Origin of the sequence: Roseiflexus castenholzii DSM 13941 (assembly GCF_000017805.1) — a bacterium.
Lineage (GTDB): Bacteria > Chloroflexota > Chloroflexia > Chloroflexales > Roseiflexaceae > Roseiflexus > Roseiflexus castenholzii.
This window is the reverse complement of record NC_009767.1, coordinates 5122365-5138217: the sequence shown is the minus strand read 5'-3', so window position 1 is coordinate 5138217 and position 15853 is coordinate 5122365. Positions and strand designations below refer to the sequence as shown.

The following is a 15853-nucleotide window of genomic DNA, read 5'->3' as shown; positions in this document are numbered from 1 at the left end:
ACGATCAAAGAATCCGCGAACCCGTCGGTACGGCGGCGCCACGTTCCTACGCGCCACCATCTGCCACGCTCCGATCTTCCGATTGCAACTCCGCACTTGCCACCCCCAACCTTTCCACAACCGGCGCCAGCGCCTCGCGCTGGAGCGCCAGCAGGCGATGGATGCCATCACTTGCCAGGTCGATCAGGACGTCGAACTCCGCGCGACTGACCGCACGCGCCTCAGCGGTGGACTGAACCTCGACAATCGCGCCATCGTCGGTCAACACCAGGTTGCAATCCATATCGGCGACACTATCTTCGCTATAGTCGAGATCGAGCAGTGCGTTTCCACCGACGTACCCGGCGCTGACGGCGGCCACCGCGCGCCGGATCGGGTTGGCGGCAAGGCGTCCGGCGGCAGTCAGGCGATGCAGCGCCAGCGCCAACGCCACATATCCGCCGGTGATCGATGCCGTGCGTGTACCGCCATCCGCCTGGAGCACATCGCAGTCAATCGTGACCGTGAAGCCATCGAGCGCTTCAAGGGCCACCGCAGCGCGCAGCGCCCGCCCGATCAGGCGCTGGATCTCCTGAGTGCGCCCGGAGAGACCGTTGCGTTCACGGCGGGTGCGCTGTGCCGTCGAGCGCGGCAGGAGCGCATATTCGGCAGTGACCCAGCCGCGCTGTTGACCGCGCAGCCATTGCGGAACCCCCTCTTCGACGCTGGCAGTGCAGAGCACCCGAGTATTTCCCATTTCGATCAGCGCCGAACCTTCGGCGTAGCCGTAGGTGTCGATGCTGATCCGCACCGGACGCAGATCAGAGGGCGCTCGTCCATCATTTCGAATCATACGCACTCCTGTGAACCGACAATGGTATAATCGGTGTTGTGCAAGATTTCACGGTTTGGTCACCATGACAGGAGCTGCCAATGACGACTGCCCCTCCCCAGGTTCCTTTTAACGCCACGCTGCGCGACGGACGAGCGGTACACATCCGCATGATCGAAGCAGGAGACAACGAGCGGCTGATTGCCTTTGGCGCTGCACTGCCCGAAAACGACTGGCTGCACGCCGAGAACGACCTGCGCAGCCCGGAAGTGGTGGCGCGCCTGGTCAATGCGCGCGATGCCGAGCACTGGCGACAGATCGTCGCCGTCGCACCCGATGGCGCCATTGTAGCCTATGCATCGGCGCGCCAGTTGCCAGGTCGTTCGAGCCACGTGGCCGACATTCAATTGATTGTGGACAAAGCCTGGCGACGCTGCGGGCTTGGCTCCGTCATGGCAGGTGAAATCGTCGCCCATGCGCGCAAACTGGGGGTAGACAAAGTGTTCGTCGATATGGTCGAGGAACAAACAGCCGGCCAGGCCATTTTTACACGCCTGGGTTTCAAACTCGAAGGGCGTCTCATCAATCACATCCGGGACCGCCAGGGGAAACCGCACAATCTAGTCGTACTGGCCCATCATGTTGAATGAACGTTCAGCGTTGAACATTCAACGCTGAACGTTCAACGCTGCGTTTACCCCTCCAGCGTCGAAAGATCGCCGGGATCCTGACCCAATGCCTGCGCCTTGAGCACCCGCCGCATGATCTTGCCTGAGCGCGTCTTGGGGAGCATCGAGACGAACTTGATGCTCTCCGGGCGCGCAATCGGTCCCATCTCGCGGGCGACGTGCGCCTTGAGTTCGTCTTCCAGCGCCGGCGTCTCCTCGATGCCAGCCCGCAGAATGACGAAGCAGTGGATCGCCGTCCCTTTCACCTCGTGCGGTAGACCGATGGCGGCTGCTTCCGAAACCGCCGGGTGCGACACCAGTGCGCTCTCGATCTCTGCCGTGCCCAGGCGATACCCCGACACCTTAATCACATCGTCGATGCGCCCGATGATCCAGAAATACCCGTCCTCGTCCTTGCGCGCCGAGTCGCCCGCCGTGTACATGCCACGCGGGTCGCTGTTCCAGTACTGATTGACATACCGATCCGGGTCGCGCAGAATGGTGCGCATCATGCCGGGCCACGGCGACTTGATCACCAACAAACCGTCCTCATTGGCGCCCTTGCTGTGCCCTTGTTCATCGACCACATCCGCCTGGATACCGAGAAACGGACGGGTGGCAGAGCCGGGCTTGAGCGGCGTCGTAGGGTTGGGCGTAATCATGAAACCGCCGGTTTCGGTTTGCCACCAGGTATCCATAATCGGGCAGCGCCCCTTGCCAATGACATTGTAGAACCAGCGCCAGGCTTCGGGGTTGATCGGTTCACCGACCGATCCGAGGAGGCGCAGACTCGACAGATCGTGGCGGTTGGGCCAGGCATCGCCAAAGCGCATGAGGCCGCGAATGGCCGTGGGAGCGGTATAGAGAATGTTGATGCCGTACTTCTCCACCAGGCTCCACCAGCGATTCGGGTAGGGATAATTGGGTGCGCCTTCGTACATGAACGATGTGGCGCCCTCGATCAACGGACCATACACAATGTACGAATGCCCGGTGACCCAGCCGGGGTCGGCAGCGCACCAATAGCGATCCTCCTCTTTGATGTCGAAGGTAAAGTACAGGGTCGATGCAATATAGACAGCATAGCCGCCGTGGACATGCACCACCCCCTTGGGCTTGCCGGTGCTGCCGGAGGTGTACAGAATATAGAGCGGATGCTCAGCATCGACCGGGACGGTCTCACAGCGCGCGGTCGCAATCGGCAGGCTCATCAGATCGTGCCACCAATAGTCGCGGCCCGCCTGCATCTCAACATTATGCCCGGTGCGCCGCACGACAATGCAGGTCTGGATCGAGGGGCTATGCCCCATCGCTTCATCGGCGATTTTCTTCAGCTCGACAATCTTCCCGCGCATGTAGCCGCCATCGGCGGTAATCAGCACTTTCGACTGCGCATCCGCGATCCGCTCGCGCAACGCCTCCACCGAGAAGCCGCCGTAGATCACCGAGTGTGCCGCGCCGATCTTGGCACATGCCAGCATCGCAAAAACCAGTTCGGGGATGCGTGGCATGTAGATCGAGACGATGTCACCCGGCTGAACGCCCATGCTCTTGAGGACATTGGCAAACTTCGACACTTCGCGGTTGATGCCAAAATAGGAGAAGGCGCGATAACTGCCATCCTCGCCTTCCCAGATGAGCGCCTGTTTGTTGCGACGGGCAGTTTTCAGATGGCGGTCGATAGCATTGTGGACGATGTTAAACTTACCGCCGACGAACCATTTGTAGAAGGGCTTATTCGAGTCGTCGAGCACTTTTTCCCACGGTTCATACCACTCCAGGCGGTTCGCCATGTCCGCCCAGAAGAGGTGCGGATGTTCAATCGACCACTGGTACAATTCTTCCCAAGTTGAGAAGCCTTTCGAGCGCATGTACGCCGTGATATTGGCTTGCTCAACAATGTGCGGCGCGGGCTGATAGATGCCCTGTTCGTCCTCGAACTGACTGATCGTTTTTGGTTCGACTACATCGATCGACATGCAGGTTCCTCCCTACGCATACTGACACTATCAGGAAATCGATCCGGTCACCCCTCCATCGTACTGAGGTCGCCGAGCGGCTCGCCGAGCGCCTGAGCGCGCAGCACACGGCGCATAATCTTGCCCGAACGGGTCTTCGGTAGAGTCGGCGGGAACGAAATCGTCTCCGGCTTGGCGATAGGTCCCATCACCTTGCCGACGTGCGCTTTCAATTCATTCGCCAGTTCTTCCGAGGGCGAATATCCGGCGCGGAGCAGAACGAAGGCATGAATCGCATTCCCGCGCACCGGATGCGGCAAACCGATGACTGCGGCTTCCGCCACTGCCGGATGCGACACGAGGGCGCTTTCGACCTCCGCAGTGCCCAGGCGATAGCCGGAGACTTTGATGACATCGTCGGTGCGACCAATGATCCACATATACCCATCAGCATCGCGCTTGGCGGCGTCGCCGGTGAGGTACTTCCCCGGATAGCGGCTCCAGTACTGATCGATGTAGCGCTGATCGTCGCCATAGATGGTGCGCAACATCGAGGGCCATGGGCGAGTGATGACCAGTGCGCCTTCGACGCCGGGCGGCACGCTCTGCCCCTGCTCATCAACAATGTCGAGTGCGACTCCCGGAACCGGGAATGCGCAGGAACCGGGTTTCATCGGCAGCGAAGCAAAGTTCGAAATCATCGGGCGCGAGGTTTCGGTCTGCCACCAGTTATCGATCACCGGACAGCGGCGCTGCCCGATCACCTCGTAGAACCAGCGCCAGGCTTCAGGGTTCAGCGGCTCACCCGCGCACGCCAGCAGACGCAGGGTGCTCAGATCGCGTCGTTTGGGCCAGGCGTCGCCATACCGCATCAACCCACGCACACCGGTTGGCGCCGTGAACATCAGCGTCACGCCATGCCGCTCGATCAGGTGCCACCAGCGATCCGGGTAGGGGTAGGCGGGCGCGCCTTCGTACATCAGCGTGGTAATGCCGTGCATCAACGGACCATACAGCACAATCGAGTGCCCGACGATCCATCCTGCGTCGGAGGTGCAGAAGAGCGTATCTTCTTCCTTGAAATCGAGCACGTACTTCAGCGTTGTATACACATCCACCATATACCCGCCGAGCGTATGCACCACACCCTTGGGTTTGCCGGTGGAGCCTGACGTATAGATGATGAAGAAGGGGTCTTCTGCGTCGAGCGGCTCACTCTCGCAACGCGCCGAGGCGATAGGCAGGCTCATCAACTCGTGCCACCAGTAGTCGCGCCCATTCCGAATATCAACGTCGTGCCCGGTGCGTTTGATGACCACACACGTTTCAATCGACGGCGCATGATCGACCGCCTGATCCGCGATTTCCTTCAGTTTGACGATCTTGCCGTTCAGCAGACTGCCATCCGCCACCACCAGCACTTTGGCATGCGCATCTTCGATGCGACTGCGCAGCGCCTCGGTCGAAAGACCGCCGTAGACGACCGTATGCACGGCGCCAATGCGGGCGCATGCCAGCATTGCAATTGCCTGCTCCGGACAGCGTCCCGTGTAGATCGCCACCCGGTCGCCTTTGCGCACGCCAAGCGATTTGAGCACATTGGCAAACTTATTGACGTCGCGGTACAATTGCCAGTAGGTGTAGGTGCGAACAATGCCGTCTTCACTCTCCCAGATCAGCGCCACCTTGTTTTTGCGCCAGGTCTGCACGTGGCGATCAAGAGCGTTGTACGCCATATTCGTCTTGCCGCCGACGAACCATTTGTAGAAGGGCGCATTGCTTTCATCGAGCACGGTGTGGAACGGCTCGAACCAGTGCAGCGCCTGTGCCGCCTCTGCCCAAAACCCCTGCGGATCCTCAATCGACCGACGATAGACCGACTCGTAATCGGTCAGGTTCGCATTGCGCGCAGCATCCTCCAGTGGACCCACAACAACGTCGGTGGCTTCGACGTTGTTGGTCGAACCAATCGCGTAGGTGAGTGTCATCCGTTCACCTCCTGGCATCAGTGCTGTGCGAACAGAGCGACTCGCGGAGAGCGCCCTTTGCCGCACGACATTGTGCTGTACAGGGCTTACACCATACTTTTGGCAGATGCGGGGATGTGTATCCTGATTGTAAACATTGTATGCGGATGATGTCAAGTCATCTTAAGGCTGATATAAAGATTGTGTAAAAATAAGGCGCTATGCGCCTGCTTCCGCTCACCGCAAACATCCGCCGGCACGCAGGAGATCGCGCAGACGCGGCGTGCTCTGCGCCTCGAACATGCTCACCTGAGCCAGGAAGAGTTGCGCCGTCGTCAGAGCATCGTTGAAGGCGTTGTGTTCGGGGTAAACGGGCAATCCGAGACTTTCCGCCAGTGCGCGCAGTTGCAATGCCGGTTCCTGCTCTGATCCCAATCCTTCGATCAGGCGCTGATGGCGCTGAAAATGCCACGCCAGGCGCGCCGTATCGATGGCAGGACCGCGCGGATCAACGCCGTACAACCGCCGCATTGCCTGACGCAGAAAGCCGATGTCCACATCGGCCACATGCACCACCAGCACCCGTCCGGTCAATCGCCGTAACACGTCGGGGACGACCGCATCGAGCGGCGGCGCATGCTCCACGTCCTGCGGCAGCAGACCATGGATACGAATAGATTCCGGGTTGATCGGAGCATCATCCGGCGGATGAACGAGGGTGTACCAGCGCCGATCCATACGAATGCGCCCTTCGTCAATCTCCACCAACCCGATTGCCAGCAGCGCATCGCGGCGCGGGTTCAGTCCGGTGGTCTCGACATCCATGACGCTGTAGGGCGCAGCGCGCCAGGGCAGCGCCGGATCGGGACGCTGCGCCTCGAGATAGGCAACGACCGACTCAGGGAGATGAGCCGGTCGGCGGCGAAACAAAAACATGGCAGCACCTCACGCAATCAGGCTGGTCTGAAAGGTGACTGCCACTGCCCGCTGCGCCACAGCGACGGCGCGCAACGCCTCTTTCAGTTCACGCCGTTCGAGCGGAGTGAGTTTGTCCACTTCGACCTGATTGCTCGGTTCGAGACCCTGGCACAGTTGCTGATACTGCCAGCGCAGGCGCAGCAGTCCGATCAATTCAAACGCTGCAATCAATTCCTCGGCGCTGGTTTCGCTCAGGCTGCTGTGATTCGCCGATTTGCGCAGGCGGGCGATGGTATTGGTATCGGGCACGCCAGCTTCCAGCGCAAAGAGGCGCGCCAGATCGACGATCATCGCCGTACCGCGATATTTCAGATCGATCAGACCGCGCTGGTCGCCGCGACGCTCCAGCACCAACTGGCGGAAGAAATTGATCGGCGCCGTCTGACGCAACGCCGCACGCGCCAACCGTCCAAGAAAGATGCGATTATCGCGGGCGCGGAGAATGATCGGGCGCAGGGAGGCCTCTGTGTCCAGCGAGCCATAGACGGAGCGATGGTCGAAAAAGATGGCGGTCTGGAGCAATGCTTCTTCGTTGGGCACGCTGATCCACTGGCGAAAATAGTTCTGCCAGACGGATCGCGGCTGGCGCCACTGCGGGTTGGTCGCCATCACATTGCCCGGGCAGCGCGGAAATCCGCAGCGCACCAGTTGCTCAACCACTCGTTCCGCCAGCGCCGCAAAGTAGGGTTCAGCATCCTCAGGCGCGTTGTCGGCATAGATCAACGCATTATCCTGGTCGGTACGCAGCGTTTGCTCATAGCGTCCTTCGCTGCCTAACACCAGCCAGGCATACGGACATGGCGGCGGTCCCAGCGCTGCTTCAGCATCCCGAATGATGTGGACCAGCAAAGCATCATGCGCTGCCGCCACGGCGCGCCCAATGTCGCTCACTCTGGCGCCGGCGTCGAGCAACCCGCCAACCGTAGCAGTCACCTGTTCGGTGTAGGCGCGCAGGTCGGCATCGCTCTGCGCGCGCGCCAGACGCTGTGGCATAAGGAGCGGGTTATGGCTTTGCAGGCGCAGAAAATCGCGATAACTGACTACGCCGATGATCTGTCCGCCATCACTCAACGGCAGGTGGTGCACCCCGTGTTCGATCATTTTCAGCAACCCCTCGAACACCAGGCTGTCGGCGGGCACCGTGATGGCCGGCGCCGTCATCACCTGCGCAATCGGCGTCTGGTGGTCAAGCCCTTCGGCAACGACCCGATTGCGCAAGTCGCGGTCGGTGACAATGCCGCTCCCTGCGTCGAGCATGCCATATGGCGGCAGATCGACGATCAGCGCCGATGCCTGCGCCTCGCGCATCCGGCGCGCCGCCTCGCGCACCGTGGTGTCGGGAGCAACCGTCACCAGCGGTTCGGTGATCAGATCGCGCAGGCGGGTCTGAAACAATTCGGGAGCGGCGGTTGCGTGGCGCTGTTGCAACGCCTGTTCGAGTCGGTCGGTGATCGAGCGCGCAAAGAACTGCGCAAATGGAGGATAATCCCGTCGTAACTGATGAAACAACGCTGCCGGAATGAGATAGCAGAGGGTCGCTTCGTGAGCGCGCACCGTGCTGATCGGTGGTTTGCCCTGAATGAGCGACACGTAGCCAAAACATTCGCCTTCGCTCAGGGTATCGGTCAATTCCACCACACCATTGCGCTCTCGCAGGAGATCGACGCTGCCACGCCGGATGACATAGAGGAATGAGGACGGCTTTCCTCCCTGCGTGAGAATCTGAACCCCCTGCCCAAAATACTCGATCTGCACAGCGCTCGCAATCCGTTGAATCTGGAGCAGCGGCAACTGACTGAAGGGCGGGTGTTCGAGCAGAAAGCGAACAATCTCTTCCATCGCCTCGTCACCTCATCGTGCGCTGCGGAAATCCTTGACATTCAACTGCAACGCATCGCTGCCATTCCACTCATCGACTTCGAGAGTGTATACCACATCGATCCAGCGTGGTTGCTCGAAATAGCGCGCCAGGTGGCCCAAGCGAAACGCAATGGCGTTGAAAGGACCCCTGCCGCCAGCGTCGGTCAGGCGCAATTTCAGGTGCTGCCCCTCACTCCCGCGCGTCCACGCGCCGATCACCTGCACCCGGCTGCTCATCAGCACGGGTTGTGGATTACCCTGACCGAACGGTTCCAACTTCTTCAGTTCATTCAGCAGATCGTATGACAACTCGCCAAGCGGAACCCCGGCATCGATCCGAAGGCTGGGGATCAGCAGATCGTCAGGCAGGCGCTGATCGGCATACCGCACCAGACGATCTTCAAGCTCCGGCAGGCGGTCGGTGGCGATGGTGAATCCGGCAGCCTCAGCATGCCCGCCAAAGCGTTCAAACAGATCGGCGCAGGCGGTCAGCGCTTCGATGATGCTGAAACCGGGAACTGAACGCGCTGAGCCGCGCGACCACATCTCACCGCGTTCGATCAGAACGGTCGGACGCCCATACTCCTCGACCAGATGGGCAGCAACCAACCCCACCACACCGGACGGATACCCGGCGTCGTCGAGCACGATAATCCGCTGCTGATGCTTGCCCAACGCCCTGATTTGCGCACTTGCCTGCTCCTGGACACTCTTCGACAACTCCTGGCGTTGACGATTCTGCGCATTCAATTCGCGCGCCAGGCGTTGCGCCATTGCGAGTTCTTCGGCAAGCAACAGTTCGTAGCTCAATCGCGCGTTATCGATCCGTCCCGACGCATTCAGGCGCGGTCCAAGCCCAAAACTGATGTCGGTCGATGTCACTTTCCCCGGCGTCAAACCGGCGGCTTCGATCAGCGCGCGCACTCCGGGACGTTGCGCGGCATTGATCGCCTTCAAGCCATGCGTCACCAGCACGCGATTCTCGCCGATCAGCGGTCCCATATCGGTCACAGTACCAATGGCGACGACATCGAGCAGATCATCTTTCTGGAGCGTCGAGCGCAAGCCGCGGCGCACCAACGCGCGCGCCAGTTGGTAGGCGATCCCCACGCCGACCAGATGTTTGAATGGATACGGGCACCCCGGTTGTTTGGGATTAACGATTGCCAGGGCATATGGGAGGCGCGCCGGTGGGGCATGGTGATCGGTGATGATCAGATCAAGCCCGGCAGCGCGCGCGTGCTCCGCTTCACGCAGATTGCTGATGCCACAATCGACCGTGATCAGCAGGCGAACCCCTTCACGCACCAGCGCATCGATTGCCGCGATGTTCAAACCATACCCTTCACGAATACGGTGCGGCACATAGGGCTGGATCATTCCGCCCATAGCGCGGATGACCTGCACCAGCAGCGTCACAGCCGTTACGCCATCGGTATCATAATCGCCATAGACCGCCATCGGTTCATGGTTCTGGATAGCCGCGACGATCCGTTGCACTGCTGCTTCCATACCGCGCAGGCTGAAAGGATCGTGCAGCCGATAATCAGAAGCGAAGAACTCCCCGATGGCGCTCTCATCCCGCAGCCCACGCTGATAGAGCACCGCAGCGATCAGCGGCGGAAACTGGCGCCAGGCAGCAATAAACTCGCGTGGCGTTTCGTGGATGAGCCAGCGTTTGTTTCGCGCGGATAACCGGGGAGTGGACATATCGAGATTCCTGAGTATTCAACGTTGAACGTTCGATGTTGAACGTTCAACCGGCAACCTTCCCATTTTCAACCTTTCCACCGTGCTCTTGTCGCTCTGCTCACCCCTGGACCAGAATCAAGAGAACGATGTAGATCGCCGGCGCACTGAACAACACGCTATCGATCCGATCCAGGATACCGCCGTGACCAGGGATGAGACTGCCTGCATCTTTCAGCCCGGCCTGACGCTTGATGAACGATTCGGACAGGTCGCCGATCGGTCCGGCGACGCCGGCGATGATGCCGACCAGCGCCGTCGCCCAGAGCGAGAGCGGCAGACCAAACAATACCCAGGACAGAAAGGCGCCCGCGAGAGCGCCAAGCATGCCCCCGGCAGCGCCCTCCCACGTCTTGCGCGGACTGAGCGACGGCGCCATTTTGCGGCGGCCCCAGCGTTTGCCGACGAAATAGGCGAAGACGTCCTGCCCCCAGGTTGCCATCAACGCCAGCGTCATCCAGGCAGCGCCGGGTTGCGGTTGGAGTGGAGCGAGCAATCCGCCGGACAGCGGAGGTGTTTCCAGGGCGCGGAGCAGGATGAGAAACCCCATGAGACTCCCCATGTAGAGCGCGCCGCCAAGAGTGAGCGCCCATTCCGCCACCGCGCCATGCAGGGTGTGACGGGAAGCGCACGCCGCCAGACTGATCATCACCATCAGCGCCAGCGCCGGCGCCAGCAGATCGACGCCGGTCGTCGCCCGAACAATCATCGCACCAAGCACCAGCGCCATAAGAACAATGCCAAGCGCCTGGTTCGCTTGGTACCCGCCGTGGTGGAATGCCGCATATAATTCACTCAATCCGACGACAGCAGCGGCGACGACCAGCGCCGTAAAGGGCCAGAAACCCCACCACACGCAAACCACCACGAGCGGCAGCAGCACGACCGCGCTCAGCACCCGTTGGACCAACGCGCTAGGATTCCTCTGAGAGTCCGCCGAAGCGGCGTTGGCGTTGTCCATAGTCGTGAATAGCCTGACGCAGATGTTCAGGACTGAAATCGGGCCAGTATACCGACGTGGTCCAGTATTCGCTATACGCCGCCTGCCAGATCAGAAAATTGGAGAGGCGCCATTCGCCACTAGTGCGAATAATCAGATCGGGATCGGGCATACCACGGGTCGAGAGGTGATCACTGATCATCTTTTCCGTCACGTCATCAGCGTTGACGCCAAGCGCAATCAACTCGCGCACTGCATCGACAATATCGGCGCGTCCGCCGTAATTGAACGCGACTGCCAGCGTAATCCGGGTATTATGGCGCGTCAGTTCAATCGCATCAAGAATCTTCTGCCGCAACTCGGCAGAAATATTATCGAGGCGCCCGAGGTGGCGCAGGCGCGCACCCTCACGATGCAAATTGATCGTCTCGCGGTCAATAAAGTCGCTCAAAATGCGCATCAAGCCATCGACTTCAGCCGACGGTCGCGACCAGTTTTCGGTCGAAAACGCATAGAGCGTCAGGTACTGCACCCCCTGCTCTGCACACTCGGTCACAATCCGGCGGATATTTTCCGTACCGGCGCGATGACCGGCGAGACGCGGCAAATGGCGCTGGCGCGCCCAGCGCCCATTCCCATCCATGATGATAGCAATATGCCGGGGAATGCGTGCGCGCTGCGACATGTCAGCAGTATCCTATCACGAAATCGAACTATTGAGCCGGGCATCGGCGCCGAAGAAACCACACAGGCGGCGCACAAGGGGTTACGGATGTTCGATAGCGTGCGCCGTCGATAGCGCACCGATCAGATTTCCATCACTTCGGCTTCTTTGGTGGCGCCAATGTGATCGAGTTCTCGCACATAGCGATCGGTCAATTCTTGCAGCTTCTCCTGAGCACGGCGATGCTCGTCCTCCGAGATCATCTTCTCGTGCTCCAGGTCGCGCAAATCTTCGAGCGCCTCACGACGAATGTTGCGCAGCGCCACCTTCGACTCTTCAACGCGCGCGCGCACCAGTTTCGTCAACTCCTTGCGCCGCGCTTCCGTCAACTGCGGGATCGCCAGACGGATCAGGCGGCCATCGTCCGTCGGTGTAATCCCGAGTTCAGAGTTCATAATCGCTTTGGAAATCGCCTTGACCGTATTGGCATCGAACGGCTGGATCACCAACATGCGCGGCTCAGGCACGGTGATGGTGGCCAGCTGATTGAGCGGCAGCGTCGCGCCATATGCTTCGACGTGCAGATGCTCGACCAGCGCCGGCGACGCCCGCCCCGTGCGAATCGTCGCCAGATGGTTGCGCAGCGCCTCAGTTGCTTTCTTCATGCGGCTTTCAGCCTCACGCAGGACGTCGTTGACCATACGTTTCCTCGTTTCCTTCGCTACTGTGACGGATGGCTGCTGACCAGCGTGCCGACGTGCTCCCCCAGGACGATCCGCTCGATATTTCCCGGCGTCAACGGATCGAACACAATGATGGGGATATTATTATCCATGCAGAACGTCAGCGCGGTGCTATCCATCACCGTCAACCCGCGGCTCAACGCCTCCATATAACTGATGTACTCGAAGCGTTTCGCATCCGGGTAACGACGCGGATCAGCGCTGTAGACGCCATCGACGCCATTCTTTGCCATCAAAATGATCTCGGCATGAATCTCCGCCGCGCGCAGCGCCGCTGCGCTATCGGTCGTGAAATACGGGTTGCCGGTGCCGGCAGCGAGGATAATGACGCGCCCCTTTTCGAGGTGGCGCGTCGCGCGGCGGCGGATGTACGGCTCGGCGACTTCATCCATTTTAATCGCAGTCATTGCCCGTGTAAAGACGCCACGGCGCTCCAGCGCATCCTGGAGCGCCAGTGCATTAATGATCGTCGCCAGCATTCCCATATAGTGCGACTGCGCTGCGTCCATACCACGCGCAATCGCCTGATTGCCGCGCCAGATATTCCCCCCGCCCAACACCACCGCAACCTGTACGCCAAGCCGCAGCACGCGCTCGATCTCCTGCGCATAATACTCGAGCATCTGCGGATCGATTGAATGCGCGCCACCGCCCGCAAGCGCCTCGCCGCTGAGTTTGAGCAGAATGCGGCGATATCGAGGTTCGGCCATGATGCCTCCACATATCAGGCGCGATGGTCACTCCAACGACACGCCGGTCATAGCGTATCCCCGCCCGTTACCCGGCAGACTCTTCCCAGAATCGCTTCCCCGTTCTGGCGAGAAACGCGCGCGACGACGCATCTTCGGTCGGGAAGAGTGATTGCTTCGCAGAGCCTACCGCAAACGAAGCATGGAGGAAGCGCGGCAGATCGCCATCACCCCTGACCTCTGACCTTCGGACAGGTCGCTAGCCGCCAATTTCGTAGCGAACGAAGCGTCGCACAACGATGTTCTCGCGGATCTTTGCAATCGCAGCCTGAACCTTTTCCTCAATCGTCTGCGACGAGTCCTTGATGAACACCTGTTTCAGCAGCACGTGCTCACGGTAGAACTGTTCTGGCGACATCCCGCTGGCGACGATCTCGCTCTCCGGCACGTCTTCGACGCGGACGTAGCGCGGGTTCATGGCGGCAACCTGCATCGCAATATCGCGCGCCAGTTGAATGAAATCATCGGTGCGCGCCACGAAATCGGTTTCGCAGTTCAGCTCGACCATTGCAGCAACCCGCGCACCGTGGTGGATATAAACCTCGATGCGCCCTTCCTTCGCCTCACGCCCGGCAACCTTGTCACTCACACGCAAACCACGTTTGCGCAACTCCTCGATGGCCTTCTCGAAGTCGCCGTTGGTTTGCTCGAGAATATCTTTGCACTCCTTGACGCCTGCACCGGTGCGTTCGCGCAGTTCCTTCACCATTTGAGCAGTAATTTCAGCCACGATGACTCCTTCTCTCTGACATAAAAACAGGGAAGATCGAAGGCGGCGTTGCTGCCTTCAGTCTTCCTTGCGTCTCTTTCACCGCCGCGTTACTCGACCGCCTCGGCTTCCTCGGCGATCATGCGTTCTGCCATTGCGTGATCATGCGATTGGCTATATGCCACGTCCGCCTGGAGCGATTCACGCCGATTCCGCCCCTCGATGGCGGCATCGGCAATCTTCGCAGCAATCAGGCGAATACTGCGAATAGCATCATCATTACACGGTATGACATAGTCGATCAGATCGGGATCGCAATTGGTATCGACCATCGCTACGATGGGGATGCCGACCTTGTTGGCTTCTTTGACTGCCAGGTCTTCTTTGTGCGGATCGACGATAAACAATGCACCCGGCAGGCGATCCATCGTTTTGATGCCACCGAAGATTTTATTCAGTTTCTCGATCTCCGCGTCGCGCTTGAGCGCTTCGGCTTTCGTCAACTTGTTGAACTCACCACGAGCGCGTTGTTCTTCCAGATTGATCAGGTAGCGCAACCGCTTGCGAATCGTCACGAAATTGGTCAACGTCCCTCCCAGCCACCGCTGGATCACATACAATTGATCGGCGCGCGTTGCTTCTTCGGCGATTGTTTCCTGCGCCTGTTTCTTGGTGCCGACGAATAGCACCTTGTTGCCTGCGGCGACCGTCTCGACGATGAACTGATACGCTTCCGTCAGGCCCGTAATCGTCTTTTGCAGATCGATGATGTGAATGCCGTTGCGCGCCGTAAAGATGTACGGCCGCATCTTTGGGTTCCATCGCTTGGTCTGATGCCCGAAATGCGCTCCTGATTCGAGCAATGCGCGCATCGAAACGAGCCGCTGCGCTCCCTGGGTCATGCCTGGGTTCCTCCTTACCCTTCAGACTGGCAGGCGCTCGCCTGCCCGACGAATACCTCCATCACTCCAGAATACGCCGCACAACCGGCACGCGCCAGCAGGAGAGGCGGCGATAGCGTGATGTGTGTAATGAAGCGCGCCGCAGCGCGCCGTCTGGTAGTATAGCATACAAGCAGGGGGTGGGCAAATTGGCGGGGGTGCGCAGAACGCGAGGATAGCGTATAATCCCAGCAATCTCGCTCTGCGCTTATTGCTCTGAGACTCGCAATGGCAGACATCCGCATCAAAACCCTGACCCCTCTTTGGACCGGCGGCGTGGACGGCAAAGCGGACCGCATCCACAAAACCGGTCTGCTCGGCAGTCTGCGCTAGTGGTACGCGGCCATCGTGCGCGGGCTGGGCGGGACGGCGTGCGATCCGAGCAAAGGCGAATGCCGATTCGAGAGAGAAAAGTTCGGCACATCCACGGCAACTGACGATCATCAGCGACTGCGTGACGCCGGGTTGTGCGACGTCTGCCAGCTCTTCGGCGCCACCGGCTGGCGACGTCGGTTTCGGATCGCTGTCGCCAAGGATCAGACCGTTCCGCTCTGGCAAGGTGATCAACCCTTGAACATCTGTCCGCCGGGGCGCAATCGCGGCTGGTTTCTGCCGCCAGGACGAATGGGCGAGTTCACTCTGCGGCTCGATGGCGACGGGGAGAGCATCGCGCGTATGCTCGCGTTGCTGCGCTTCGTCGAGCGCTCGGGCAGCCTGGGCGCAAAGCCGCAACTGGGGTATGGGGCGGTGGAAATTCAAAATTGGAATGAGATCGAGATGCCTCCAAAAGAACTATGGCGTGAGGAAGCGCAACGGTTGGCGCGTAACGGGCATGGGCGTGATCGCAACCTGCCCAACCTGTGCAACTCTGGCTTTTTCCGCTACCGGTTTCGTCCAGACAGCGCGGCATGGTGGAGCCAGATCGACGGTCTCGAGCGAGTGGTGACACAAGTGCGCTCGTTTGCCACACAGTATTGCTCAGAGCCAGAACCTGAGTGTCAACGGTGAAGCATTGATCAAGAAAGTCACTGAAGAACTTCCGGCACTCTTGCAAAGAAATGGCATTTCTCTCACTAAAGCCAAGGACTACGTGCGCCTGTATGTCGCAATTGTTAA

At 59.9% G+C, this 15853-nt stretch carries 14 protein-coding genes; 2 read left to right on the top strand and 12 right to left on the bottom strand.

Going from position 1 to position 15853, the window contains the following annotated elements:
• Positions 1-46: 46 nt before the first annotated feature.
• On the bottom strand, positions 47-832 hold the full coding sequence (rph, locus tag RCAS_RS20430; RefSeq protein WP_012122393.1) for a ribonuclease PH: 786 nt from the start codon (positions 830-832) through the stop codon (positions 47-49).
• An 80-nt stretch (positions 833-912) separates the two neighbouring features.
• On the opposite strand from rph, the gene RCAS_RS20425 reads away from it, so the two are divergent.
• Positions 913-1461 carry a GNAT family N-acetyltransferase gene (locus RCAS_RS20425; RefSeq protein WP_012122392.1) on the top strand — a complete coding sequence of 183 codons (549 nt, stop codon included), beginning with the start codon at positions 913-915 and terminating at the stop codon, positions 1459-1461.
• 44 nt (positions 1462-1505) lie between these two features.
• Here RCAS_RS20425 and acs (RCAS_RS20420) read toward each other — a convergent pair whose 3' ends face one another.
• The 11 genes from acs (RCAS_RS20420) to rpsB form a co-directional block, all read right to left on the bottom strand.
• Positions 1506-3458: an acetate--CoA ligase gene (gene acs / locus RCAS_RS20420; RefSeq protein ID WP_012122391.1), complete on the bottom strand. Its 1953-nt coding sequence runs from the start codon at positions 3456-3458 to the stop codon at positions 1506-1508.
• A 47-nt stretch (positions 3459-3505) separates the two neighbouring features.
• A complete protein-coding gene (gene acs / locus RCAS_RS20415) occupies positions 3506-5425 on the bottom strand; it encodes an acetate--CoA ligase (protein ID WP_012122390.1) in 1920 nt (639 codons plus the stop codon).
• A gap of 216 nt (positions 5426-5641) precedes the next feature.
• Positions 5642-6340 carry a 3'-5' exonuclease gene (locus RCAS_RS20410; protein ID WP_012122389.1) on the bottom strand — a complete coding sequence of 233 codons (699 nt, stop codon included), beginning with the start codon at positions 6338-6340 and terminating at the stop codon, positions 5642-5644.
• A gap of 9 nt (positions 6341-6349) precedes the next feature.
• Positions 6350-8221: a DUF294 nucleotidyltransferase-like domain-containing protein gene (locus tag RCAS_RS20405; RefSeq protein WP_012122388.1), complete on the bottom strand. Its 1872-nt coding sequence runs from the start codon at positions 8219-8221 to the stop codon at positions 6350-6352.
• A gap of 12 nt (positions 8222-8233) precedes the next feature.
• A complete protein-coding gene (gene recJ / locus RCAS_RS20400; protein ID WP_012122387.1) occupies positions 8234-9952 on the bottom strand; it encodes a single-stranded-DNA-specific exonuclease RecJ in 1719 nt (572 codons plus the stop codon).
• A 100-nt stretch (positions 9953-10052) separates the two neighbouring features.
• Entirely contained in the window at positions 10053-10901 is an 849-nt protein-coding gene (locus RCAS_RS20395) for a phosphatidate cytidylyltransferase (protein WP_012122386.1), read from the bottom strand.
• 4 nt (positions 10902-10905) lie between these two features.
• Entirely contained in the window at positions 10906-11616 is a 711-nt protein-coding gene (locus RCAS_RS20390; RefSeq protein ID WP_012122385.1) for an isoprenyl transferase, read from the bottom strand.
• A gap of 122 nt (positions 11617-11738) precedes the next feature.
• Positions 11739-12296 carry a ribosome recycling factor gene (frr, locus tag RCAS_RS20385; protein ID WP_012122384.1) on the bottom strand — a complete coding sequence of 186 codons (558 nt, stop codon included), beginning with the start codon at positions 12294-12296 and terminating at the stop codon, positions 11739-11741.
• Between the two features lie 20 nt (positions 12297-12316).
• Positions 12317-13048: a UMP kinase gene (pyrH, locus tag RCAS_RS20380; RefSeq protein ID WP_012122383.1), complete on the bottom strand. Its 732-nt coding sequence runs from the start codon at positions 13046-13048 to the stop codon at positions 12317-12319.
• 238 nt (positions 13049-13286) lie between these two features.
• On the bottom strand, positions 13287-13817 hold the full coding sequence (gene tsf / locus RCAS_RS20375) for a translation elongation factor Ts (protein ID WP_012122382.1): 531 nt from the start codon (positions 13815-13817) through the stop codon (positions 13287-13289).
• An 89-nt stretch (positions 13818-13906) separates the two neighbouring features.
• A complete protein-coding gene (rpsB, locus tag RCAS_RS20370) occupies positions 13907-14698 on the bottom strand; it encodes a 30S ribosomal protein S2 (protein WP_012122381.1) in 792 nt (263 codons plus the stop codon).
• Between the two features lie 384 nt (positions 14699-15082).
• Between rpsB and RCAS_RS23505 the strand changes: the two genes are divergently transcribed.
• Positions 15083-15745, top strand: coding sequence for an RAMP superfamily CRISPR-associated protein (locus tag RCAS_RS23505; protein WP_332249658.1), 663 nt, complete (start codon positions 15083-15085; stop codon positions 15743-15745).
• The last annotated feature ends 108 nt before the right edge of the window (positions 15746-15853 follow it).

Excerpts from the sequence above, each read along its gene's own strand:
- rph (WP_012122393.1), bottom strand. The coding sequence starts at position 832 with ATGATTCGAAATGATGGACGAGCGCCCTCTGATCTGCGTCCGGTGCGG.
- RCAS_RS20425 (WP_012122392.1), top strand. The coding sequence starts at position 913 with ATGACGACTGCCCCTCCCCAGGTTCCTTTTAACGCCACGCTGCGCGAC.
- acs (WP_012122391.1), bottom strand. The coding sequence starts at position 3,458 with ATGTCGATCGATGTAGTCGAACCAAAAACGATCAGTCAGTTCGAGGAC.
- acs (WP_012122390.1), bottom strand. The coding sequence starts at position 5,425 with ATGACACTCACCTACGCGATTGGTTCGACCAACAACGTCGAAGCCACC.
- RCAS_RS20410 (WP_012122389.1), bottom strand. The coding sequence starts at position 6,340 with ATGTTTTTGTTTCGCCGCCGACCGGCTCATCTCCCTGAGTCGGTCGTT.
- RCAS_RS20405 (WP_012122388.1), bottom strand. The coding sequence starts at position 8,221 with ATGGAAGAGATTGTTCGCTTTCTGCTCGAACACCCGCCCTTCAGTCAG.
- recJ (WP_012122387.1), bottom strand. The coding sequence starts at position 9,952 with ATGTCCACTCCCCGGTTATCCGCGCGAAACAAACGCTGGCTCATCCAC.
- RCAS_RS20390 (WP_012122385.1), bottom strand. The coding sequence starts at position 11,616 with ATGTCGCAGCGCGCACGCATTCCCCGGCATATTGCTATCATCATGGAT.
- frr (WP_012122384.1), bottom strand. The coding sequence starts at position 12,296 with ATGGTCAACGACGTCCTGCGTGAGGCTGAAAGCCGCATGAAGAAAGCA.
- pyrH (WP_012122383.1), bottom strand. The coding sequence starts at position 13,048 with ATGGCCGAACCTCGATATCGCCGCATTCTGCTCAAACTCAGCGGCGAG.
- rpsB (WP_012122381.1), bottom strand. The coding sequence starts at position 14,698 with ATGACCCAGGGAGCGCAGCGGCTCGTTTCGATGCGCGCATTGCTCGAA.